Source organism: Paenibacillus humicola (assembly GCF_028826105.1).
GTDB classification, from domain to species: domain Bacteria; phylum Bacillota; class Bacilli; order Paenibacillales; family Paenibacillaceae; genus Paenibacillus_Z; species Paenibacillus_Z humicola.
Window position 1 is genome coordinate 3,460,503 of the sequence record NZ_JAQGPL010000001.1, and the last position, 21,591, is coordinate 3,482,093.

The 21,591-nt window shown below is 58.9% G+C and carries 24 protein-coding genes and 1 tRNA gene; all 25 read right to left on the bottom strand.

Annotated elements, in window-relative coordinates:
- Nucleotides 1-27 precede the first annotated feature (27 nt).
- A complete protein-coding gene (locus tag PD282_RS15890) occupies nt 28-612 on the bottom strand; it encodes a histidine phosphatase family protein (protein WP_274651631.1) in 585 nt (194 codons plus the stop codon).
- A 73-nt stretch (nt 613-685) separates the two neighbouring features.
- Nucleotides 686-1,294 carry a zf-HC2 domain-containing protein gene (locus tag PD282_RS15895; RefSeq protein WP_274651632.1) on the bottom strand — a complete coding sequence of 203 codons (609 nt, stop codon included), beginning with the start codon at nt 1,292-1,294 and terminating at the stop codon, nt 686-688.
- Nucleotides 1,291-1,896, bottom strand: coding sequence for an RNA polymerase sigma factor (locus PD282_RS15900; protein ID WP_274655263.1), 606 nt, complete (start codon nt 1,894-1,896; stop codon nt 1,291-1,293). The genes PD282_RS15895 and PD282_RS15900 overlap by 4 nt, the downstream gene beginning before the upstream one ends.
- A 607-nt stretch (nt 1,897-2,503) precedes the next feature.
- Entirely contained in the window at nt 2,504-3,595 is a 1,092-nt protein-coding gene (locus PD282_RS15905; protein WP_274651633.1) for a prephenate dehydrogenase, read from the bottom strand.
- Nucleotides 3,596-3,598: 3 nt separating this feature from the next.
- Nucleotides 3,599-4,696 carry a histidinol-phosphate transaminase gene (gene hisC / locus PD282_RS15910; protein WP_274651634.1) on the bottom strand — a complete coding sequence of 366 codons (1,098 nt, stop codon included), beginning with the start codon at nt 4,694-4,696 and terminating at the stop codon, nt 3,599-3,601.
- 256 nt (nt 4,697-4,952) lie between these two features.
- The gene (gene trpA, locus PD282_RS15915) at nt 4,953-5,780 is read right to left on the bottom strand and encodes a tryptophan synthase subunit alpha (protein ID WP_274651635.1); all 828 of its coding nucleotides are present in this window, start codon (nt 5,778-5,780) and stop codon (nt 4,953-4,955) included.
- On the bottom strand, nt 5,770-6,972 hold the full coding sequence (gene trpB, locus PD282_RS15920; RefSeq protein WP_274651636.1) for a tryptophan synthase subunit beta: 1,203 nt from the start codon (nt 6,970-6,972) through the stop codon (nt 5,770-5,772). Before trpB ends, trpA begins: the two co-directional genes overlap by 11 nt.
- Nucleotides 6,969-7,658 (bottom strand): phosphoribosylanthranilate isomerase, encoded by a 690-nt coding sequence (locus tag PD282_RS15925; protein ID WP_274651637.1) that lies wholly within the window; start codon nt 7,656-7,658, stop codon nt 6,969-6,971. Before PD282_RS15925 ends, trpB begins: the two co-directional genes overlap by 4 nt.
- Nucleotides 7,655-8,452, bottom strand: coding sequence for an indole-3-glycerol phosphate synthase TrpC (gene trpC, locus PD282_RS15930; protein ID WP_274651638.1), 798 nt, complete (start codon nt 8,450-8,452; stop codon nt 7,655-7,657). Before trpC ends, PD282_RS15925 begins: the two co-directional genes overlap by 4 nt.
- Nucleotides 8,439-9,491 (bottom strand): anthranilate phosphoribosyltransferase, encoded by a 1,053-nt coding sequence (gene trpD / locus PD282_RS15935; protein WP_274651639.1) that lies wholly within the window; start codon nt 9,489-9,491, stop codon nt 8,439-8,441. The genes trpC and trpD overlap by 14 nt, the downstream gene beginning before the upstream one ends.
- Before the next feature lie 6 nt (nt 9,492-9,497).
- The gene (gene trpE / locus PD282_RS15940; protein WP_274651640.1) at nt 9,498-11,051 is read right to left on the bottom strand and encodes an anthranilate synthase component I; all 1,554 of its coding nucleotides are present in this window, start codon (nt 11,049-11,051) and stop codon (nt 9,498-9,500) included.
- A gap of 433 nt (nt 11,052-11,484) precedes the next feature.
- Nucleotides 11,485-11,853, bottom strand: coding sequence for a chorismate mutase (gene aroH, locus PD282_RS15945; protein WP_274651641.1), 369 nt, complete (start codon nt 11,851-11,853; stop codon nt 11,485-11,487).
- Entirely contained in the window at nt 11,850-12,962 is a 1,113-nt protein-coding gene (gene aroB / locus PD282_RS15950) for a 3-dehydroquinate synthase (protein ID WP_274651642.1), read from the bottom strand. Before aroB ends, aroH begins: the two co-directional genes overlap by 4 nt.
- Nucleotides 12,962-14,131: a chorismate synthase gene (gene aroC, locus PD282_RS15955; RefSeq protein WP_274651643.1), complete on the bottom strand. Its 1,170-nt coding sequence runs from the start codon at nt 14,129-14,131 to the stop codon at nt 12,962-12,964. Before aroC ends, aroB begins: the two co-directional genes overlap by 1 nt.
- Nucleotides 14,132-14,357: 226 nt before the next feature.
- Entirely contained in the window at nt 14,358-14,525 is a 168-nt protein-coding gene (locus PD282_RS15960) for a hypothetical protein (protein WP_274651644.1), read from the bottom strand.
- Nucleotides 14,526-14,591: 66 nt separating this feature from the next.
- Entirely contained in the window at nt 14,592-15,380 is a 789-nt protein-coding gene (locus PD282_RS15965) for a CheR family methyltransferase (protein ID WP_274651645.1), read from the bottom strand.
- Nucleotides 15,381-15,389: 9 nt separating this feature from the next.
- Nucleotides 15,390-15,833 (bottom strand): nucleoside-diphosphate kinase, encoded by a 444-nt coding sequence (gene ndk / locus PD282_RS15970; RefSeq protein WP_274651646.1) that lies wholly within the window; start codon nt 15,831-15,833, stop codon nt 15,390-15,392.
- 32 nt (nt 15,834-15,865) lie between these two features.
- A complete protein-coding gene (locus PD282_RS15975) occupies nt 15,866-16,840 on the bottom strand; it encodes a polyprenyl synthetase family protein (RefSeq protein WP_274651647.1) in 975 nt (324 codons plus the stop codon).
- On the bottom strand, nt 16,837-17,697 hold the full coding sequence (locus PD282_RS15980; protein WP_274651648.1) for a menaquinone biosynthetic enzyme MqnA/MqnD family protein: 861 nt from the start codon (nt 17,695-17,697) through the stop codon (nt 16,837-16,839). The genes PD282_RS15975 and PD282_RS15980 overlap by 4 nt, the downstream gene beginning before the upstream one ends.
- Before the next feature lie 102 nt (nt 17,698-17,799).
- Nucleotides 17,800-18,675: a UbiA-like polyprenyltransferase gene (locus PD282_RS15985; RefSeq protein WP_274651649.1), complete on the bottom strand. Its 876-nt coding sequence runs from the start codon at nt 18,673-18,675 to the stop codon at nt 17,800-17,802.
- Nucleotides 18,672-19,397 (bottom strand): demethylmenaquinone methyltransferase, encoded by a 726-nt coding sequence (locus PD282_RS15990; protein ID WP_274651650.1) that lies wholly within the window; start codon nt 19,395-19,397, stop codon nt 18,672-18,674. Before PD282_RS15990 ends, PD282_RS15985 begins: the two co-directional genes overlap by 4 nt.
- A gap of 4 nt (nt 19,398-19,401) precedes the next feature.
- Nucleotides 19,402-20,271 carry a heptaprenyl diphosphate synthase component 1 gene (locus PD282_RS15995; RefSeq protein WP_274651651.1) on the bottom strand — a complete coding sequence of 290 codons (870 nt, stop codon included), beginning with the start codon at nt 20,269-20,271 and terminating at the stop codon, nt 19,402-19,404.
- An 81-nt stretch (nt 20,272-20,352) separates the two neighbouring features.
- Nucleotides 20,353-20,958, bottom strand: coding sequence for a hypothetical protein (locus PD282_RS16000; protein ID WP_274651652.1), 606 nt, complete (start codon nt 20,956-20,958; stop codon nt 20,353-20,355).
- A gap of 77 nt (nt 20,959-21,035) precedes the next feature.
- Complete coding sequence (gene mtrB / locus PD282_RS16005; RefSeq protein WP_274651653.1) at nt 21,036-21,257, bottom strand: trp RNA-binding attenuation protein MtrB; 222 nt, start codon at nt 21,255-21,257, stop codon at nt 21,036-21,038.
- A 212-nt stretch (nt 21,258-21,469) separates the two neighbouring features.
- Nucleotides 21,470-21,546, bottom strand: a tRNA-Pro gene (locus PD282_RS16010).
- Between the last annotated feature and the right edge of the window lie 45 nt (nt 21,547-21,591).

Genomic DNA, 21,591 nt, shown 5'->3' on the forward strand with positions numbered 1-21,591 from the left:
TTTCGGACGGCCGCTATGCCGGAAAGCTTAAAGAGACGGCTGCAAATGCTCGGTGCAGTTGTGGAGAAGCGGCTTCCAGCCGCCTTCTTCCCGCTCGAGAACGGAGAAGGACATGTTGCCGATCGGCTTATCCTCCAATTGGGCGCACATCGCTTTCAGCAGCTGCGCCAGCAGGCTGCCGTGGCTGACGACAAGCAAATTGGCACCCGGATGCAAGCCGGCCATTTCTTCGATAAACGCCATCGCGCGGCTTCGCACCTCATCGTCCCGTTCCTGGCCGCTCGAGCTCTGCCGCCAATCGGCGCCCCAGCGGGCAAGGCGCTCTTCCTCGGTCGTTCCTTCGACCTCGCCGAAATAACGCTCGCGAATCCGGCTATCGGCCGGCCAAAGCGGGATATCAAGCTTGGCTGCGATAATCCGGGCCGTTTCGTAAGCCCGCTTCAAATCGCTAGAGACGACCGCGTCCCATTTGAGCGAATCACGGGATAGTCGTTCCGCCAGCGCTTTCGCCTGCGCGATGCCTTCGGCATTCAGCGGCGTATCCGTCTGGCCTTGGATTTTGCCGAGCGCGTTCCAGTCCGTTTTGCCGTGTCTGATCAGTCCGATTTTCAAAAGAACGGTCTCCTTCCTATGCCAAATCTAGAAGAGCTCCAGAAGCAAACCGCTTGCCGGAACGGAATGTCCGCTAATTGCGCGTTCGCGAAAACCAGTTCATGATCAGCAGCGTCATAATGATGCCAATGAGAGATAGCGCGACCCAGTACTGCGGAACGGTCGGCACGACGTTGAGAATGATCGGATCGCTGATGCTGGCGACCGGCACGTCCGCATAAAAATCGGCGCTGATGACCGAATTGTCGCTGGCCGCATTTGCCGTCTCCAGTACGCCGGTCAGCTTTTGCACCTGAGCGGTCGAGGTCGAATCGCCCGGTCCCGACAACAAATAAAACAGTCCGCAGACGAATATCGCGAGACAACAGGCAATAATCGCGGTTACGTTGCGCCGGAACGAGCGGGAAAAATGATAGCTGCGGCTCGTCACCGGCATGAACCACGATTGTTCCGCATAAATCCGGTCCATAACGCTCCGGTTCACGCGGTCGACCGGCTGCTCGGTCTCCGGCTCCTCGGCCGAAAAACCGCGAATGAGGCGCTCGCTTTCCTCCCAGATCTCAAACTCTTCCCTGCAGCTTGGACAAGTTCGCAAATGCTCGTCAACCGCCATGCGTTCGGCATCGTCCTCGTTTAAGTCCCAATAAACGCCGAGCGTTTCCTGAACCTCAAGGCATTTCATCGCATTTTCATCCCCTCGAATTCCTCCAGCATCGGCGAATCACCGAAGTACGGCTCAAGCTGCAGTTTCACGCTGTTGCGGGCACGGAACAGAAGCGATTTGACGGAGCTGACCGTTTGACCGAGAATGTTTGCGATTTCCTGGTAATCCAGGTGATCGTATTCGCGCAAAATAAGCGCAGAACGCTGTTTCTCGGGCAAACTGTTGATCGCCTCGCGCACCATCGTCATGCGTTCCCTCTGGAGCAGGCGAAATTCCGGAGCGGAGTCCGAAGAAGCGACCGGCAGCAGGCCGACCTCGCCGATTTCGTCGAGCGAAACGCTGTTTCCCTTCTGCTTGCGAAGCTCGCTGAGTACCGTATTTCGGGCAATGGTGTACAACCATGTGGAAAAGGAAGCGTCGACTTCCCGGAACGAGTGCAAACTGCGGTACGCCTTATAAAACGTCTCCGAGCATAAATCTTCCGCCAGGAGCTCGAGTTTCGCGCCCTTAAGCATATGATAGATAAAGGCAAGGATCTTGCGTTGGTAGCGCCGCATCAGTTCCGAATAAAGCTGTACGTTACCGTCTTTTATTTCGCGTATTAACTGGGAATCGGTCACAAGCGGGCGGACCTCCTTGGCCATCAGGAGTACATCCGCATCCGGTATACTTATTGTACCGATGCGGAAGAAAAAAGTTGCGGTGTTTGGGCAGAAAATGCGATTGTCGGGGGTAATCCGGACAGACACAGCCTGGAACGAGGTGCTGCCGCAAAGCAGGCAGCAATCCATATATGTAAAAAATTCGCGAAATGAGACAAAATTCCTGCTTCTTTCGACACACAAAGATCCCTTTTTTTTACACGCATTACTTGCATTGTAACATAGCGCTGCAGAAGCGAAGCTTAAGTTTTATCAAAATTTTTTTCATGCGCCGCCGGTTAAAACCCTTCCAGGTTGTTAGACGAAAGTCATCTCAAAAAGGTTACAAAAAACAAAGAAAATTTTTCTCGCATCAGGCTGCGTCATCCCGGTTCCATGACCTGAGTCCAGCTAAAGGCCTATTGGGAAAATGTGCAATAAACAAAAAAAGACCGCCTGCTAAAGGCGGCCCGCACAACGTGCGATTGATTTGGATAGGAGTGGAGAGAAACCATACTGTACTTTTATTATATGTATCCGTTTTCATTTTGTCAATAAGCGTTTACATGTTTTTTTCGTTAAATTTTTAAAGATGCGCGGTAAAGCCGATTTGCCCGAGCTTGGCCACGGCCTGGTCCAAATCCTCTTGGGTGCGGAACGAAAGCCGAAGCACGCCGGGAACGTCCTCGCGGCTCTCGATAATGTGAATATTGCTCAAATTGATCCGGCTGTTTCCGAGCTCGGTCGCCACCTTCCCGATAATGCCGGGATGGTCGGGCACATCGATGTAGCATTCATAGACGGAATGAATCATCCCTTTGCGCCGCTCCGGCAGCTGGCTGCGAAATTGGCCCGCCGTCCGGAAAGCCTGCTCAATGCTTTCCCCGTCGCCCCGTTCCAGCATGTCGATGAATCCGGCGGTTTCCCGGTTCCAATCCTGAAGCAGCCTCAGCAGAACGCTGCGGTTGTTGATCAAAATATCGCGCCAAACCACGGGCTCGCTGGAAGCGATCCTTGTAATGTCGCGGAAGCCCCCGGCTGCAAGCTGCGCGAACAGCGGGTTGCCCTCGTTATAATCGCGGATCTGGTTCGTCAGCGCAACGGCGATGATGTGAGGCAGATGGCTGATGGCGCCGACGATTTCATCATGCTCCACTGCAGGCACGTGCACAATGCTCGCCTTGGTCAGCCTCAGCAGCTCCGTCAGCTTGTCCACTTCGGACTGCGGAGTCGATGCGTCGGGCGTCAGCACGTAATAAGCGTTCTCGAACAGAAACGAGGACGCCGCCTCGACGCCGGAACGCTCCGAGCCGGCCATCGGGTGGCCGCCGATAAACGTCGCGCCTTTCAGCTGCAGCTCTTTCGCGCAGGCCGCAACGGACGCCTTCGTGCTGCCGACGTCGGTAATGATGCAGCCGGGCTTCAGCTCCATCCCGCTCAGTTCCCGCACATAAGGCTCCAAATTGCCTACCGGCACGCACAGAAAAATAAAATCCGCGCCCTCGGCCGCTTCTTTCATCGAGGTGGTCGCCGAATCGACGACCCCCCGCTCCACGTATTTGCGCGCGGACGACTCGCGCACGGAATGACCGACGACCGTCAGGCCGGGCCGGCCTTTAAAGCAAAGCGCCAGCGAGCCGCCGATCAGCCCGACGCCGAATATTGCAATTTTCGTCATAAGCTACCCGAGCACCGCCGCTTCCTGCAGCGTTTGCTCCAGCGCCTGGACAAACTTCTCGTTCTGTTCCCTGCTGCCGACCGTAATGCGGATATAGGTCGGATAATGCGTCCAGCGCGCGCGCGATATAATGCCCCTGCGCAGCAGTCCGTCGAACATTTGCTGGGACGGCATTTTCACGTCGACCATCACGAAATTGCCGTGCGCTTCGAAATAAGTCAGTCCGAGCCGGTCAAACTCGGCGCACAGGTATCGAATCCCTTCGGCATTGCGCTCTCTGCAGCTTTGCACGAACGCCTGATCGGCGAGCGCCGCAGCCGCAGCCGCCTGGGCGAAACGGGTCGTATTGAACGGCTCGCGAACCTGATTGATAAAGCGAATCACTTCCGGGTGGCCGATACCGTAGCCGATGCGCAGCGACGCAAGTCCGTATATTTTCGAGAACGTACGCAGAACAAGGACGTTTTTTCGCCCGCGCAGCAGCGCCAGGCTGTCCGGATAAGCGGCGTCGGTCACATATTCGCAATAGGCCTCGTCGAGCACGACGATGACATGCTCCGGCACGGCATCCACAAAAGCGATCAATTCATCTTGGCGGATAATCGTGCCGGTCGGGTTGTTCGGATTGCAAAGCCAGACGATTTTGGTCCGGTCGTTTATTTTTGCCAGGAATGCCGGGAGATCGTGATTGCCGTCCTTAAGCGGCACCTCGATCACGACTGCGCCTTCGATGACCGCATTATGCTTATACTGCGGGAACGTCTCGTCGGCCATAATCGTTTCGTCGCCGGGAGACAGATACGCGCGGGCGAGCATCAGGATCACTTCGTCCGAACCGGCACCGAAAATAATCTGATTGCGGTCGACCTGCAAATAATCCGCTACGGCGGCGGTCAGCTCCGTGCTGAAGCTGTCCGGATAAAGGCTCGCGTTTGCGATTTCGCTCTGAATCGCCGCTTTTGCCTGCTCTGAGCACCCAAACGGATTTTCATTGGAAGCAAGCTTGATGACTTCGTTCAGTCCAAGCTCACGTTTCACTTCTTCGATCGGCTTGCCGGGCTGATAGACGGGCAAGTTTACGATGTTGGATTTCGGCTGCATGTATGGATCACCTCATCGATTTTGCTTCGCCGCTTAAACGCGCTGACGCGAATGGAAACAGCTACGCCTTTCATTGTCTCATAAGTTTGCGGCATTTTAAAGTGTTTCTTGGCAGGGGACGCACGGACCATTCAGGGCCGGGAAACGAAAAAAACGCCCTCCGGCCGCACCTTGAACCGCTCCCCTTTCTGTCGACTTGACGGGGAGCAGTGCAGCTGAGCGGCCGAAGGGCATAGGGGTACACCGCTTCGCGGGGTTATCCTTGAACGCCGGCTCCTTTGAGCCCGGCAACGAATTCCCGGATTTGCGCCAGGCCTTCGCTTCTCGTCCCGGCGGACTGCAGCAGCGGCAGCGTTTCCTCGATCTTGCGCACGATCGCGCTGCCGACAATGACGCCGTCGGCTTGTTGACTGAATCGTTCCACCTGCTCGCGGCTGGAAACGCCGAAGCCGACGGCGATCGGCGTCGATGCCGAGCGGCGCACGGCCGTCAGAAAATCGTCGATGCCCCGGTGAAAATCGGAACGAACCCCGGTTACGCCAAGCGACGAAACGCAGTACACGAAGCCGCTCGCTTTGCTGGCGATCCGGGCAACGCGGTCGTGCGAAGTCGGCGCGACGAGCGGAATGAGGTGTACGCCCGCGTTCTCCGCGCGTTCGCGCACTTCCGCATCCTCCTCGATCGGAAGGTCGGGAATGATCAGGCCGCTGATCTGCTTTCTGACGATGAGCTCGAAGAAGCGGTCCAGGCCGAACTGCATCACCGGATTATAGTAAGAAAATAAAATGAACGGCAGCTTGACGCCGGCTTGGCGGGCTTTATCGGCCATTTCGATGCAGTCGACGATCGTCACCCGGTGCTGCAGCGCCCGTTCCGACGCTCGCTGGATGACCGGACCGTCCGCGAGCGGGTCGGAATACGGCACGCCAAGCTCGATCATATCCGCACCCGCTTCTTCCAGCGTCCGGATAATGTCCAGCGAGGTATCCAAATCCGGATCGCCTATCGTCAAAAAAGGAATGAGCGCCGTCTCGCCATCCGCCTTCAACCGGCGGAACGTTTCGTCGATCAAATTAGCGGCCATGCTCTGCACCTCCCAAATATCCCATGATCGCCTGCACGTCTTTGTCGCCGCGGCCGGACAGGCTGACGACGATCGTCCGGTCCGTTCCGAGCGACGGCGCCAGCTTCATGACCTGGGCGATCGCATGCGCCGATTCGAGCGCCGGAATAATGCCTTCCGTGCGCGAGAGCAGCTGCAGCGCCTCCAGCGCTTCCGCATCCGTAACCGGCACGTATTCGGCGCGCCCTGTATCTTTCAAATAGGCGTGCTCCGGTCCGATGCCCGGATAATCGAGGCCGGCCGAAATCGAATGCGCCGGCTGCACCTGGCCGTATTCATCCTGCAGCACGTAGCTGAGCGAGCCCTGAAAGACGCCGTGCCGGCCTTTGGTCATCGTTGCCGCGTGCTCCTCGGTCTCGACGCCTTTGCCGGCCGCCTCCACGCCGATCATGCGCACCGACTCGTCGCCGATGAACGGATAAAACATGCCGATCGCGTTGCTGCCGCCGCCGACGGCCGCCACGATATAGTCGGGCAGCCGGCCGGTCTCCTTCTGGATTTGCTCGCGGGACTCGTCGCCGATGATGCGCTGGAAATCGCGGACAATCATCGGATACGGGTGCGGTCCCGTGACGGATCCGAGAATATAATACGTATCGTCGACGTGGCTGACCCAGTAGCGCAGCGTCTCGTTGCATGCGTCCTTGAGCGTGCGCGTGCCCGACAAAACGGGGACAACCTCCGCGCCGAGCAGCTTCATCCGGAAGACGTTCAGCTCCTGGCGCTTCGTATCCTCCTCGCCCATAAACACCTTGCATTCGAGGCCGAGCAGCGCGGCAACCGTCGCCGAGGCAACGCCGTGCTGGCCGGCTCCCGTCTCGGCGATCACCTTCGTTTTGCCCATTCGCTTGGCAAGCACGCCCTGGCCGATCGTGTTGTTGATTTTGTGCGCGCCGGTATGGTTCAAATCCTCGCGCTTCAAATAAATTTTTGCGCCGCCCAAATGGCGCGACAGCCGCTCGGCATAATAAAGCGAGGTCGGACGCCCGGAATATTGGGCCAATAAGTATCGGACCTCTGCGATGAAGTCCGGATCCTTCGAGTAATGGCTGTACGCCTCTTCCAGCTCCAGCAGCGCGTTCATCAGCGTCTCTGGCACGTAACGGCCGCCGAACTTGCCGAAGCGCCCGTTTTCGTCCGGGACTCGGTTCATGCGCGTTTCACCCTCTCCACAAATTTCCTGATTTTCTCCATATCCTTCGCGCCGTCGGTTTCGACGCCGCTTGAAACGTCCACCCCGCTCGGCGCGTATCGTTCTAGCAGCTCGCCGACATTTCCGGGATGAAGGCCGCCGGCCGCATACAGCGGGACGCCGATGCGCTCCGCCGCTTCGATGTACCCGGGAATGAGCTCCCAAGCGAACGTTTTGCCCGTCCCGCCGCCGGCCGTATCGATCAGTACGGCGTCGACCGTCCCGCGGAACGCTTCGAGCCGGGCAAGTGCCGCCTCTTCGCGTTCCGAGCCTGCGTCACCGCCGACGGATAACACCTTCCATACGTCAACGCCGAATTCCCTCTTGATCGCGGCGCACAATCCGGGATCTTCGCTGCCGTGCAGCTGCACGACGTCAAGCGGAGCGGCTGCCAGCACCTCGCGCACGCGCTCGAGGGTCGGGTCCACAAAAACGCCGACCGTCCGCGGAGCGGTCCCGTCCGGCTTCCGCAGCCGCCGCACCTCTGCGATCAGCTCGCCGGCCTGCTGCGGCGTCACCTGCCGTTTGCTCTTCGCGAACAAAAATCCGATTTCATCGACGGGGAGACCATCCATCGCGCGCACGACGGCGGCATCGCGAAGACCGCATATTTTTACGCGGGGCTTCGGCTTGAGCGCTTCCGTCATGACCGCGTCACCGGTCCCATCAGGTCGCCGATCGCAGCGCCGACATCGGGCTGGCGCATAAAATGCTCGCCGACGAGCACGCCTTTCGCGCCGACCGATTGCACATAAGCGATATCTTCGGGCTTCGAGATCGCGCTCTCGCTAATAACGGTCACTCCATCCGGCGCCATATCGATCAGCCTGCCTGTCGTCGTCAGATCGGTGACGAACGTGTGCAGATCGCGGTTGTTGATCCCGACAAGCTTCGCCTTGCCGAGGCCCAGCACCTCGTCCATTTCCGCCTCGTTATGAACCTCGACCAGAACGTCGAGCCCGATCGACACGGCGACGTCGTACAGCTCGGACAGCAGCGACGGCCGCAAAATGGCGGCGATCAGCAGCACCGCGTCTGCGCCGATCAGCCTCGCCTCGTATATTTGCCGGTAGTCGATCGTAAAGTCTTTGCGCAGAATCGGAACGTCCACCGCTTCTCGAATGGCCGTCAAATAGCCGTTCGCGCCTTGAAAAAAATCGGTGTCGGTCAGGACGGAAATACAATCCGTTCCGGCGGCGGCATAAGCCTTCGCAAGCGAAACCGGCTCGAAATCTGCGCGGATCAGCCCTTTCGAGGGGGACGCTTTCTTAACCTCGGCAATCAAGCCGACCGGCCGCTTGCGGTCCTCCGTCAGCGCCCGTATAAATCCCCGGCACGGCTCCATCCCGCCGATGAGGCGCTCGCTGGAAGCCAAGTCGAAACCGGACGCCAGGTCGTCCACTTCTTTGCGTTTGGTTGCTACGATTTTATCCAGAAACATCCGTCAACTCTCCCGTCGTTTCAATCAGCTCCGCAAGCTTCGCCTGCGCTTTTCCCGTATCGATGATGTCGGCCGCAGCGGTGACGCCTTCGTTCAGCGAGGCTGCCGCTCCGCCGACAAACATACATGCCCCCGCGTTGGCCAGCACGATATCGCGGTAAGCTCCCCGTTCCTCCCCGGCAAAGATGCGCCGGATAATCGCCGCGTTCTCGGCCGCATCTCCGCCGACGATGGCGGAAAGCGGGCGCCGTGTCAGCCCAAGCCCCTCCGGCGCCATATCGTAAGTGTGGACAACGCCTCCCTGCAGCTCGGAAATTTGCGTCGGCGCCGAAATGCTGATTTCGTCCAGGCCGTCATGGCTGCTGACTACCATCGCGCGGGAAAGGCCGAGCTCCCCGAGCACCTCCGCCACCGTCCCGGTGCGCGTGCGGTCGTACAGCCCGAGCAGCTGGCGGTCGGCGCCGGCCGGGTTCGTCAGCGGGCCGAGCATGTTGAATATGGTGCGGACGCCGAGCTCACGCCGCGGACCCGCCGCATGCCTCAGCGACGGATGGTACAGCTGCGCGAACATAAAACAGATCCCGATACGCTCCAGGCACGCCGCCGCCTGTTCCGCGCTCAGCGAGATGCGGACGCCAAGCGCTTCCAGCACGTCCGCGCTGCCCGCCTTGCCGGACATCGCCCGGTTGCCGTGCTTGGCGACGCGCACCCCCGCCGCCGCCGCGATGATTGCGGAAGCGGTCGAGATGTTGAACTTGTGCACGCCGGAGCCGCCCGTGCCGCACGTGTCGAGCAGCCCGCGCTGCTCGGTGCGCACGCGGCCGGCGTGTTCGCGCATCGATTCGGCAAAGCCGGTGATCTCATCCTTCGTTTCGCCTTTCATTCGCAGAGCGGCGGCGACGGCGCCGATCTGCGCATCGGTCGCTTCCCCGTCCATGATGGTGCTCATAACGGCCCGGGCTTCTTCGCGCGACAAATGGTTGCCTTCCATCAGCTTGGCCAGCGCAGCCTGCATCGTCATTTTCGTTTCGACGGCCATGTCCGCTCACCCTTTCGCTTCCGCATAATAATCGATATTGATCAGGTTTTCACTCCGCTGAGGGGCGGCAAACGCCTGCTCCGCCGCGCGAATCGCCTTGAGCGAGCCTTTCGCCTTGTTGACGGTCTCCGTATATTCGCTCTCCGGCACGGAATCCCATACAATACCCGCGCCGGACTGAACATAAGCCCGTCCGTTCTTGAAAACGATCGTCCGGATCGTGATGCACGTATTGAGGCTTCCCGCGAAGCCTAGGTAACCGATTGCGCCGGCATATGCGCCGCGCGCTTCGTTCTCCAGCTCCGCGATAATTTCCATCGCCCGCAGCTTCGGCGCGCCGGATACGGTGCCGGCCGGCATGCAGGATACGAAAGCGTCGAAGAAATCTTTATCCTTCCGCAGCTTGCCGGATACGTTCGAGACGATATGCATGACATGGGAATACCGCTCGATATCCATATACGAATCGCATTTGACCGAGCCGAATTCCGCCACGCGGCCGATGTCGTTGCGGCCCAAGTCGACCAGCATCAGGTGTTCCGCCCGCTCCTTTTCGTCCGCGAGCAGCTCCTTCTCCAGCGCAGCGTCCTCCTCGGGCGTTTTGCCGCGGGGCCTTGTACCCGCGATCGGCCGCGTCTCGACGCGTTCGCCGTCCACCTTCACCAGCGCCTCGGGCGACGCGCCGACGATCACCTCTTCGTCCATTTTCAAATAATACATGTACGGCGAAGGGTTCATCGTCCGCAGGACGCGGTACACGTGGAGCGGATCGACGTCCGTCTCGATGCTGAACCGCTGCGACAGCACCACCTGAAAAATATCGCCGGAGCGGATATATTCCTTCGCCTTTTCCACGTTGCCGATAAACTGCTCCTTCGTCAGGTTGGAGCTGACGTCGCCCAGCTCCGGATCGGCCGGGATCGACTGCGTATTCATGAGCGAAAGCGGCAGCGGCTGCTGCAGCCGGCGGGTCGTCGCTTCGATTTTGCCGACGGTGCGGTTATAGACGTCCTCGATCTCCCGGTCTGTGGCGCCTTCCGGCACATGGACGTTGCCGATCACTTGAATATGCTGCTTGAAATGATCGAATACAATAATTTGATCGCAGAACATGAACTGCAGGTCGTCCATGCCCAAATCGTCGATCCGGTGCGCGGGGAGCTTCTCATAGTACTGCAGAAGATCGTAGCCGAAATACCCGATCGCTCCGCCGGTAAACGGGGGCAGCTCCGGAAGCGACGGGCTGCGAAACGAGCGAAGGCGCGCTTTCAGCAGCTCGAGCGGCTCACCGCTTTCCAATACGGTTGAATCGCCGTTCTGCTCGATGACCATCCGTCCTTTTTTGCCGCGCACGAGCATGAACGGGTCGGTACCGATAAACGAATACCGGGCCCATTTCACGCCGCCTTCCACGCTTTCCAGCAGAAACGCCCGTTGCTCCCGGTAAAAATGCTGGAACAGCCGGATCGGCGTTTCCGTATCCGCCATGACATGCCGCACGATCGGGATCAGGTTGTAGGACCCCGCCAGCCGGATGACCTGCTGCAGCTCGTGGTTCATTCGCAATCGCTCCTTTAAAAAGGTTTGGCGCTCAGCCGAGCCGCCTGCCGGTTCTTCCGGAAAATAAAAAAACTCCCGCCGAAGCAGGAGTGCGCATGTTCAAGATGAAATGCGAGGGGTCGAAAACGTCTCCCGTCAAACGAACAACCGCCTCCCCGCTGCACGGAATCGTCCGGCAGCAAAAACGAAGCGCTCTCGCCCGAATCGGACAATCGCCTTTACCTCTCTTCGCTCGTCTCGTCTCTTCTCATCTCGTCTCACGCTTGCACTGCTCTCGGCTCATAGCTCTGCTCAACTTCACTTTCAAGTATGCATTCACTATACACTGCCCGCGGGCAGCCGTCAACAGCTGATAATTGGTTAGGAATAATGCATAAGTACGCACTCGCTATACTAGTCAAGCATGACCCAGACGGACTTCAAACAGACAAAATCAAGCTTTGGCCAAATCCGGGCGCAGCGCCTGCGCTCTGCCCATATAAATATGCTCGATCTGCTGCTGCGTTTTTTCGGTATTGATCATGACCATAAGCCGAATGCATTTCTCCAGGCTGCCTTTTACCGGCACCTCAAGGGCGCACATGAGCGGCACAAGCTCCCACCCGGGCATCGTGCGGATCGCCCGGGCCGGAAACGTTGCATCCAGATCTCGGGTTACCGTGACGAACACGCTGCAAATATCGTCGGGAACGATTCCGTTCGCCGCTACGACGCGTTCCAGCAAATCGGTCGTCGCATTCAAAATCGGCTGTTCTTCATTCGCGTCCACCGTAATGGCGCCTCGTACACCTCGAACACTCATGAGAGGACCTCCTCAAGCTTCAGCTGCTCGACGATTTCGCGTACGAGCGCGGCCGAAACGGATTTGTTGATTGCCACTTTGCCGATCGCGACCGGCACGATAAACACCATCGTGCCTTCCTGAAATTTCTTGTCGTGCATCATCGCGTCCATAATCGCATCGGTATCGAGATGCGCCGGAAGCCGGACGGGCAGCCCGACGCTAGACAGCGCCAACTTCGTTACCGTATACACGTCCTCAGGCGCCCCAAGCCGGACGGCAAGCCGCGCCGCCCCGACCATCCCGATCGAGATCGCCTCGCCGTGCAGCAGCTCGCCGTAGCCGGCTACCGCTTCCAGCGCATGGCCGATCGTATGGCCGAGATTCAGAATGGCGCGCAGGTCGTTCTCTCGTTCATCCTGCGAGACGACGGCCGCTTTTACGCTGCAGCCTTTGTACAGGGCGTAGCCGAGCGCGTCCGGGTCAAGCGCCAGCAGCCGGTCCGCATGGTCCTGACACCAATCGACGAACGACGCATCCCAGATGAGCCCGTGTTTGACGACTTCGGCAAGGCCGGCGCTGACCTCGCGGCGGGGCAGCGTCTGCAGCGTATCCAGGTCGTACAGCACCAGCTCGGGCTGATGGAACGCGCCGATCATGTTTTTGGCAAGCGGATGATTGATCCCGACCTTGCCGCCGACGCTGCTGTCGTGTGCAAGAATGGTCGTCGGGATTTGCACGAATTTGATGCCTCTCATGTAGGAAGCCGCCGCATAACCGGCCAGATCGCCGACCACGCCGCCGCCAAGGGCGACGATCGCCGATTTGCGGTCCAGCCCCGCCTCAAGCGCTTTCGTCATTAACCGCTCGAAGACCGCAAGCGATTTCGAGCTTTCGCCGGGAGGCACGACGGCGGAGAAGGTCTGGAATCCTTCGCCGGCCAGCGCCTGTTCCAGCCTGGCGAGATGACGGGCGGCAACATGCTCGTCGGTGACGATGAGGAGCGGCGATTTTTTGCTTAGTCCGTGCTTCGCCAGCAGGCTTCCCGCTTGATCCAGCAGAGACTGGCCGATATAAATCGGATAAGAGCGTTTGCCCAGGTCGACGGTCAATTCGCGTACGCCCGCCATTAGTACCGCCTCACTTGCGCCAAATATTGGTCGTAATTGGCGCGAATTTCTTCCATGGAGTCTCCTCCGAATTTCTCCAGAAACGCCTTCGCCACTTCCCAGGCGACAACGTGCTCCATCACGACGCTCGCTGCGGGCACCGCGCAGCTGTCGGAGCGCTCGACCTGGGCCGTAAACGGCTCCTTCGTATCGATGTCGACGCTCTGCAGCGGCTTATACAGCGTCGGGATCGGCTTCATGACGCCGCGCACGACGATTGGCATTCCGTTTGTCATGCCACCCTCGAAGCCGCCCAGACGATTGCTGTTCCGGTAGTAGCCGCGGTCTTCCGCGTACATGATTTCGTCGTGCACCTGGGAGCCTTTCAGGATGCCCGCTTCGAAGCCGATGCCGATCTCGACGCCCTTGAAAGCGTTGATCGAAACGACCGCTTGGGCGATTCTTCCGTCCAGCTTGCGGTCGTATTGCACATGGCTGCCGAGGCCGACAGGCACGCCTTCGACGATGCATTCGACGATGCCGCCGATCGAATCGCCTTCCGCCTTGATCTGATCGATGTACGCCGTCATTTTCTCCTCCGTCGCCTTGTCGACGACGCGCACCGGGGACTCCTCGGTCAAGCGGATCAGCTCGTCGATCGGCAAATCGTTCGGCGGCGCCGCAATTTCGCCGATCCGGATCACCTGGCCGGCGACCTTGATGCCGAACGCGGCCAAAAACTGCCGGGCAACCGCTCCTACCGCCACCCGCGCGGCCGTTTCCCGCGCGCTCGAGCGTTCGAGCACGTTGCGCAGATCCGTCAGGTTATATTTCAAGCCGCCGTTCAAATCGGCATGCCCCGGCCGCGGCCGATGCACGCGCCGCTTTTCCTCGTCCCCGCCCTCAATCGGCTCAATGTTCATCACCGTCGTCCAATGCTTCCAATCGTTGTTGGCGACGACGATCGCGACCGGCGCGCCGGTCGTCCGGCCGTGGCGCACGCCGCCGACAATGTTTGCCGTATCCTTCTCGATCTGCATGCGGCGGCCCCGGCCGTGACCTTTCTGCCGGCGCTGCAGCTGGAAATTCAGCTCCTCGAAATCGAGCTGCATATTGCTCGGCAGCCCTTCGATAATCGCCGTAAGCTGCGGGCCGTGCGTTTCCCCTGCGGTTAAATAACGTAAACTCACCTAATAGCTCCTCCCTGAAAACCGAACGTCACTTTCGGGCGGAAACGGGGTTCCGATCGGCCCGATATCTTTGCTCATTATAGTATAGCCTTGCCGCTTTGACAAGGAATCGGAATCCTCGACAGACGTGTCCGACAAAACGCAAAAGCCGTCTGACGGCGTCACCGGGACGCGGACAGACGGCTTTTGTTCGGGGGACGGAAGCCGGATTCCGGCGCAGCGGCCGTCAGCCGCCCGCCGATTGCGGATTTCGCGGCGGCTGCGGATCCGCGGACAACCGCGGGTCGTTGATCAGCCCGCGCATATGTCCGACATCCAGTCCGAGTATTTGCGCGCATTCAAGCACGGTAATCGTACCCGAACGATAAGCCGCGATCACTTTACGCTTGTCCATGAAGCACCCTCCAAAACCGTTTGGATAGGCTTATTATAGGGGAAGTTGGAAAACGATATACGCCTTTTACGCCCGCCGGCGATAAAAGAACGTTTCGACCGATTCCAGCCCGAACTGCGAAGGCGAAAAAATTTGCTCCGTACTTCCGACGAACAGGATGCCGCCGGGACGGAGCGCCTGCGAAAATTTGCGGTACAGCTCGCGCTTGGCGTCTTCGGTAAAATAAATCATCACGTTGCGGCAAACGATCAAATCGAAGCCGCTGTCGAATTTGTCCTGCAAGAGATTCTGCTGTTGAAACGAAACGGCCCGTTTCAGCTTGTCGTCGACGGCGAAGCTGTCCGGCTCCCGCATTTGAATATAAGCATTCAAATACGTCTGCGGAACGTCGCGGACGGCACGATCGCGATAGATGCCCTGGGCCGCCTTCTGCAGCACGTTCCGGTCGATATCCGTCGCCAGAATCGACGTCCGCTCCAGCGCGCCGAGCTCCGAGGCGATCATGGCGAGCGTGTAAGGCTCTTCCCCGGTCGAGCAGGCCGCGCTCCACAGCTTAATCCGCCGGTGCGGATCAGCCTGCAGCATTTCCGGCAGGAACCGTTTCTCGACGGCTTCCCAGCGGCCGGGATTGCGCCAAAATTCGGACACGTTGATCGTCATCCGGTCCAGAAACTCGTTCATCAGCCCGCCATCCTTCTCCAGCGCATTCATATAAGCCGCAAACGAGCTGAAGCCGTGCTTCTGGCGCAGCGTCATCAGCCTGCGCTTCATCTGGACTTCTTTATACTGCGACAGGTCGATCTCCGTCTTTTCCTTGATGCGGTTTACAAACGCCGCAAAGTCCAAATCCTCCATCGCGGCTCATTAAATCCAGCGCTGAATGTGCTGCTCGTAATCGATCAGCTCGTCCGGCGCAAAATAAATGGCGATTTCGCGCTCAGCGCTTTCCGTCGAGTCCGAGCCGTGAATCACATTTAAATTCGTATGTACCGCAAAATCGGAGCGGATCGTGCCCGGGGCGGCCTCGAGCGCATTCGTCTTGCCGATCATCGCCCTCGTGAGCGCAATGACATTATCGCCCTGCCATACCATGGCCAGCACAGGCCCCGAAGTGATGAAATCGACGAGCGGCGGATAAAACGGTTTGCCGACATGCTCGGCGTAATGCCGCTCGGCCAGCTCCGGCGTCAGCTTCAAAAATTTGGCCGCGACGAGCTGAAGTCCTTTACGCTCGAAGCGCGACACGATTTCCCCGATTAATCCCCTTTGTACGCCGTCCGGCTTGATCATTAGAAACGTTCGTTCCACCGTCATTTCTCCTCCCAGCAAACAATGGCTTGTCAATAGTTTCGTTTTGCCACGAAATGCGCAATATCGATTAAATGCTTCTTCGCCGAAATGTTCGGCAGCCCGTCCAATGCGTCGATCGCCTTGTGCATGAAACGGGCGGCCAGGTCGTCGGCAAATGCGATGCCGACGCTGCTCCGGATCAGCTTGATCGCCGCCTTCGTATCGCCGCCGCCGTCCGATTCGCGGATTTTTCCGATCTCCGCCAGCAGCCGGTCGCGGATTCCGGTCTCCCGGAGCGCGAGCAGCACGGGAAGCGTAATGTTCCCCTGGCGGATGTCCGAGCCGGGCGGCTTGCCGATCTGCTTCTCCGTACCGAGCAAATCGAGCAGATCGTCGCGAATTTGGAACGACATCCCGATATTGTAGCCGAACCGGTACAGTTTGCTGCAGACGCTTTGCTCCGCGCCCGCGGCGATCGCCCCGAGCTGGCAGCTGACCGCGATCAGCAGCGCCGTTTTGCGCCGGATGCGCAGCATATAGTTCCGGATCGTCTGCTCGGTATTGAAAAAATCGCGGATCTGCTCCATCTCGCCGATGCACATCTGCACCATCGCCTTGGACAAAATCTGATGGATAAGCGGATTGCCGAGCCCGGTTGCGATCGTCAGCGCTTTCCCGTATATGTAATCCCCTGTATACATCGCAATCCGGTTGTCCCATTTTGATTTGACCGTCAGCTGGCCTCGGCGCGTATCGGCATTATCGATCACGTCATCGTGAACGAGCGAGGCCATATGAATCAGCTCGAGCGGCACGGCCACCCGCTGCAGCACGTCCAGCCGGTAATCCCCGAACTTGCCGGCCAGCAGCACGAACACGGGCCGAAGCCGCTTCCCCCCCGCTTTCAGCAGATGAGTGGACGTTTCGGTCAGCAGCTCGTGATCGGAGGTGACGCTATGCGCCAGCTGATTCTCGATGGCATCGAGGTCTCTTTTCATTTTTGCATAAATATCGAGTAGTTTCATTCGTTCACCTGTAGGGCAGTTTGGTCTTCGAAAAATTGCATGTCGACGTCGTGTTCGAGCAGTCCGAGCCGAAGCGCGTACCGAAAATAAAGCGAGAGCCCCGACTGCTCCTCCGGTCCGAAATCGTAATGGAGCTCGCGGAAATACCGGTTCCAGTATGCGGGCTCGCCGCCAAGTTCCCGGCAAGCTTTATCGACCAGCGGCTGCAGCGCCCGGATGCTCCTGCGCTTGCTTTCGGTGAATGCCCGCAGTACGGCGGACACCGCTTCCGGCTCGGCTTCGGCCGTCTCCCTGCGGACGGCGCACAGCGCGAACGTCATCCCGCAGCCGGTCCAGCTCCGCCACAGCTCGCCGAGATCGAGCACGGTTAGATCCCGGCTGGCCCACGAAGCCTGGATCGCCGTGTCGCCGATCAGAAGCGCCGCATCGGCCTGCTCCAGCATGTCGTCCAAGGAAGGCTCCATCGTCAGATAGGCCGGGCTCGCTTCAAAATATAGCGACATGATGATTTTCAGCAGATTGACCGACGTCGCCGACGTCGCCGTGAGCGCGATCGTGCCGCCGAGCACGTCCTCGATCGGTTTGCGCGTAAACAGCAGAATCGAATTGACGCGGCCTCTGGCGCTGACGGACAAATCCGGCAGCAGCAAATAGTGCTCCGCGTTCTGGGCGTACGCGAACGACGACATTGACGTGATGTCGAGTTCCCCCATCCTCATCGCCCGGTTGAGCGCGGACGGCACCTTCTGCTCGATGCGGAACCGCCCTTCGGGCAGCAGTTCTTCCGCATAATGATAAATCGGCCAGGCATTCGCGTAATCGATGCGTCCAATGGTGATCGGGCGATTCTTCCCCATGCCTCACATCTCCCTATCTCCACTCCAAATCAAATGCAGCTGCACTTTGCTTTTCTTTCCAGCATATCAAACGGCGCGCCCGTCATCAAATCATCCCGGCGATTACCACCGGTGCAGCACGACCAGATCGAACAGCGTAAAAATAAACATCACGCTGCTGACGGCGCTGTTCATCCGGAAAAAGGCGATATGCACGTGGCTCAGATCGTTCGGCTTCACGAGCCAATGCTCGTAGAACAGAATGCCCGCCGCGGCAATCGTGCCGATGAGATAACCCCAGCTCAAATCGGTCAGCCAGAAGAGCGTCAGAAATCCCGCGGAGGTCACCGCATGGAATGCCCGCGAGATCCACAGCGCCTTGGCGATGCCGAACCGCGCAGGGATCGAATGCACGCCTTCCTTTCGGTCGAATTCGAAGTCCTGCGTCGCATAGATGATGTCGAAGCCGGCCAGCCAGAACGCGACCGACACATACAGCAGCCAGGCCGGCAGATCGAACGCGCCGGTCACGGCGATCCAGCCGCCCAGCGGCGCCAGCCCGATCGTCAGTCCGAGCACGAGATGGCAGGCCCAGGTGAACCGTTTGGTGTAGGAATAGATGACGAGCATGAAGACGGCGACCGGCATCAGCTTGATGCAAATCGGGTTCAGCCGCCACGCCGCGTAAAGCAGCACGAGAAACGAGACGGCGATAAACAGGACCACTTCGCCGACCCCCAGCAGACCGGACGGAATCGCCCGGTTTCGGGTTCGCGGATTTTTTTTGTCGATCACGCGGTCGATCAGCCGGTTCAGTCCCATTGCCGCCGTACGTGCGCCGACCATCGCCAGCACGATCCAGCCGATCTCGCTCCAAGCCGGAAGCCGCTTCTCCATAACGACGGCGCCCAACAGGGCGCCCATGAATGCGAAAGGCAGTGCAAAAATCGTATGCTCGAATTTTATCATTTCCAAAAAAATTCCAATTTTGCGAATCATGCTCCGTCCGTTCCCTTCGTCCCGATGTGTAGCGCCGCGATGCCGCCGGTCAGCGGATAGGCCCGCACGTTACGGAGACCGATTTCCCGGTAGATATCCGCCAGCTTGTCCAAATCCGGGAACGCCTTCAGCGATTCCGGAAGCCACTTGTACTGCTCGTACCGCTTGGCCAGCAGCTTGCCGAGCATCGGCAGGATCCGCTCGAAATAAAAATAATAAACCGACTTGAACGGCTGCCAGACGGGCTTGGACAATTCCAGACAAACGACTTGCCCTCCCGGTTTGACCACCCGCTGCATTTCGCGCAGCACCTGGACCAGGTCCGGGACGTTCCGCAGCCCGAAGCCGATCGTCGCGTAGTCGAACCGGTTGTCCTCGAACGGCAGCTCCATCGCGTTGCCGTGTACGAGCGAAATCTGCCGGTCCAGCCCTTCGCGCCCGACCTTCTCCCGGCCGACCTCCAGCATATTGCGGCTGAAATCGAGGCCGACGATCTGCCCGCTGCCGCTCGCGCGGGCCAGCGCGACCGTCCAGTCGCAGGTGCCGCAGCACAGATCGATCGCGGTCGAGCCCGGCCGGACGGCCATCTTGTGCATCGTAAACGCGCGCCAGGCTTTATGCCGGCGGAAGCTGAGCAGATCGTTCATGAAATCGTATTTTGGCGCGATGCTTTCGAAGACGGCGTGAACGTGCTGCTCCTTGGAATTCGACCCGCTCGTCATGCCGTCACCTTCTCTCGCCCAAAGCCGGAGCGGCCGGCATGAGCGGCCGCAGGAACGATTCCCCGATCTGCATCAGCTCGCGCATCAGCTTATCCGATTCGATCCGCGACGCAATCGTCTGCACCTGCTGCACGGACTGCCTCAGCTTCTCCGCCAGCTGGCTGCGGATATCGTATTTGGCGAGCAGCGTCTGAATAAACGACGGCTCCTCCTGCCGCCGGGAAAGCTCTTGCTTCTCTTCATCCGAGCCCTCGCTCAGGATGTGCCAGTAACCCCAGCTGCCGCCGAACCTCTCCGGCGCTCCGGCGCGCGCAAGCTCGTCCGCAATAACCTCGCAGCGGCCGATGCCGTGCAGCAGCTCCGGCCAGATGCGGGACATTTTATCGTCCACAATGCCGCCGAACGCCCGAAACAGCTCCGTTTTCAGCTGCACGCAATGATTGATGTATTCCTCGGCCGTCACCTTCAGAAGCTTCATCCGCGTATACAAATTCATTTTCAGCCGGTTGACCTCGCATACGCCTTCGCTGATCCGGCGGATCATATCGACCTGCCCGGCCTGTGAAAGCAGCTGGTAAAACCGGCTGCTGTAATAATCGCCGGCCAGCACTTTAAGCTGACGGGCGCGCATTTCGCGCTCGCCTACGCGGCCGGAATCGGAGTCGATCAGATCGTGCGTATCCATACCGAGCTGTACAAGCGAGACAACAAGCGAATACAGCTCGCTATGCAGCATCGGGGTGCGTTGGTTGGCCAGAAAAGCGAAAAGCAGCCGAATCCGCGAATCCGGAAAAGCCGGCAGCTCGGTATGCTTTTGAATGACATCGTATTCGATGTATTTTTTGGCCATTTCGGGAATCCTGTACAGTTTCATTAGGTCAAGCCTCCGGACAGATCAGCGAGAATCGTGCTGTTCTATAATCTAAATTATTATAGCATTTTGTTTCCTGTTTCGCTACAAGCCGCTCGTTGTCCCGGGCACCGGCTCTCCGTCTCCTCCGGCTGCCGAGCCGAAACGGCGGATGACGTCGCCCGTAAGCGTCATGCGCAGCTTTGCCCGCCAGGCTGCATCGGCAACCGGATTGGCGTCGCCGACGCGGGAAAGATCGGCGGGAAGCCAGCCGTCCGTCCTGCGGACGTCTACAGCGGCCAGCAGCCTGTAGGAAGGCTGCACGGGCGCTCCCTGCTGCACAGCCATAGGTTCGACGATGCGGAGCAGCACGCGGCTCACGTTGTCGGTTTGCGCAAACGCCAGACTAAGCATACGCTGCACATCGCCCATCCACGCCGCCAGATCGTCCGGCATATTCTCCGCGGACAAATCGGCAGACAGCACGCCCTGCTTCCAGTCCACTTTTTTCAGCTTCAGCGAAAGCCGGAGCCCGATCATGGAATCGACCAGATTGTCCGAGCCGAGCCGCTTCACCGTCACAGGGCGAAAGACGGCCAGGTCTCGCCCGTCCTCCGCGGGCCGCCTGCCGGCATGCGGCAAAGCCGTCAGCAGGACGGTAACCGCCAGCGTCGCCGTCAAAGCAAGGAGAAGTCTTTTCCATACGGCCATGCGGAACCGCCTCCGAAGCGAGATTGTCCTTCCCCCTTATTTTATAAACAAAAAAGGCAGGCTATGCCTGCCTCTCGTCAATCTTCCGTATCGACGACGCCGTATTTTGTCAATACGGTAGCTTTGCCGCGGATTTTAATGGCCGACGTGTGGTCGGTAAACTGGGCGATCAGCACTTCGCCTTTATCAAGCTTCTCGGTATGGTGAAATTTCGTGTCCTGCCCGCGGGTCAGCCCGATCACCTGCACGCCGCCGGCTTTCGCTTTCACGACAATATAATCGCCCTGCAAATCGCTCATTATGATTCCTCCTCGGCCCGAAAGCCCGCTGAAAAATTTCCCCGATAAGCTCGCTGCCGGGGCGCCCGCAAAACACGATCTCCAACAAGAAAGCGATCCTTCGAGGCTTCATTCGATTGTTTTCCGGAACCGGAATGATCAGCGCCGGTTATGAAAAAACTGCCTCCGAAGCGAGATCCGCTTATGGATGGCAGTCTGGGCTGGTTATGTTATGGTCGGGTGTACCGGATTTGAACTGGCGACCTCTACCACCCCAAGGTAGCGCTCTACCAAGCTGAGCTAACACCCGACAATCTTGGCCCGGCACCCCCCGGTCAAAACCGATGGGCAACCG

Excerpts from the sequence above, each read along its gene's own strand:
- PD282_RS15995 (WP_274651651.1), bottom strand. The coding sequence starts at position 20,271 with ATGAAACTGTACAGGATTCCCGAAATGGCCAAAAAATACATCGAATAC.
- PD282_RS15895 (WP_274651632.1), bottom strand. The coding sequence starts at position 1,294 with ATGAAATGCCTTGAGGTTCAGGAAACGCTCGGCGTTTATTGGGACTTA.
- aroH (WP_274651641.1), bottom strand. The coding sequence starts at position 11,853 with ATGAGTGTTCGAGGTGTACGAGGCGCCATTACGGTGGACGCGAATGAA.
- trpD (WP_274651639.1), bottom strand. The coding sequence starts at position 9,491 with ATGGCCGTCGAAACGAAAATGACGATGCAGGCTGCGCTGGCCAAGCTG.
- PD282_RS15965 (WP_274651645.1), bottom strand. The coding sequence starts at position 15,380 with ATGGAGGATTTGGACTTTGCGGCGTTTGTAAACCGCATCAAGGAAAAG.
- PD282_RS16000 (WP_274651652.1), bottom strand. The coding sequence starts at position 20,958 with ATGGCCGTATGGAAAAGACTTCTCCTTGCTTTGACGGCGACGCTGGCG.
- PD282_RS15960 (WP_274651644.1), bottom strand. The coding sequence starts at position 14,525 with ATGGACAAGCGTAAAGTGATCGCGGCTTATCGTTCGGGTACGATTACC.
- aroB (WP_274651642.1), bottom strand. The coding sequence starts at position 12,962 with ATGGCGGGCGTACGCGAATTGACCGTCGACCTGGGCAAACGCTCTTAT.
- trpB (WP_274651636.1), bottom strand. The coding sequence starts at position 6,972 with ATGAACCGAGTCCCGGACGAAAACGGGCGCTTCGGCAAGTTCGGCGGC.
- trpE (WP_274651640.1), bottom strand. The coding sequence starts at position 11,051 with ATGAACCACGAGCTGCAGCAGGTCATCCGGCTGGCGGGGTCCTACAAC.
- PD282_RS15925 (WP_274651637.1), bottom strand. The coding sequence starts at position 7,658 with ATGACGGAAGCGCTCAAGCCGAAGCCCCGCGTAAAAATATGCGGTCTT.
- PD282_RS15980 (WP_274651648.1), bottom strand. The coding sequence starts at position 17,697 with ATGGGGAAGAATCGCCCGATCACCATTGGACGCATCGATTACGCGAAT.
- PD282_RS15905 (WP_274651633.1), bottom strand. The coding sequence starts at position 3,595 with ATGACGAAAATTGCAATATTCGGCGTCGGGCTGATCGGCGGCTCGCTG.
- hisC (WP_274651634.1), bottom strand. The coding sequence starts at position 4,696 with ATGCAGCCGAAATCCAACATCGTAAACTTGCCCGTCTATCAGCCCGGC.
- mtrB (WP_274651653.1), bottom strand. The coding sequence starts at position 21,257 with ATGAGCGATTTGCAGGGCGATTATATTGTCGTGAAAGCGAAAGCCGGC.
- trpA (WP_274651635.1), bottom strand. The coding sequence starts at position 5,780 with ATGGCCGCTAATTTGATCGACGAAACGTTCCGCCGGTTGAAGGCGGAT.
- PD282_RS15990 (WP_274651650.1), bottom strand. The coding sequence starts at position 19,397 with ATGACGAGCGGGTCGAATTCCAAGGAGCAGCACGTTCACGCCGTCTTC.
- PD282_RS15985 (WP_274651649.1), bottom strand. The coding sequence starts at position 18,675 with ATGATTCGCAAAATTGGAATTTTTTTGGAAATGATAAAATTCGAGCAT.
- trpC (WP_274651638.1), bottom strand. The coding sequence starts at position 8,452 with ATGTTTCTGGATAAAATCGTAGCAACCAAACGCAAAGAAGTGGACGAC.
- PD282_RS15975 (WP_274651647.1), bottom strand. The coding sequence starts at position 16,840 with ATGAAACTACTCGATATTTATGCAAAAATGAAAAGAGACCTCGATGCC.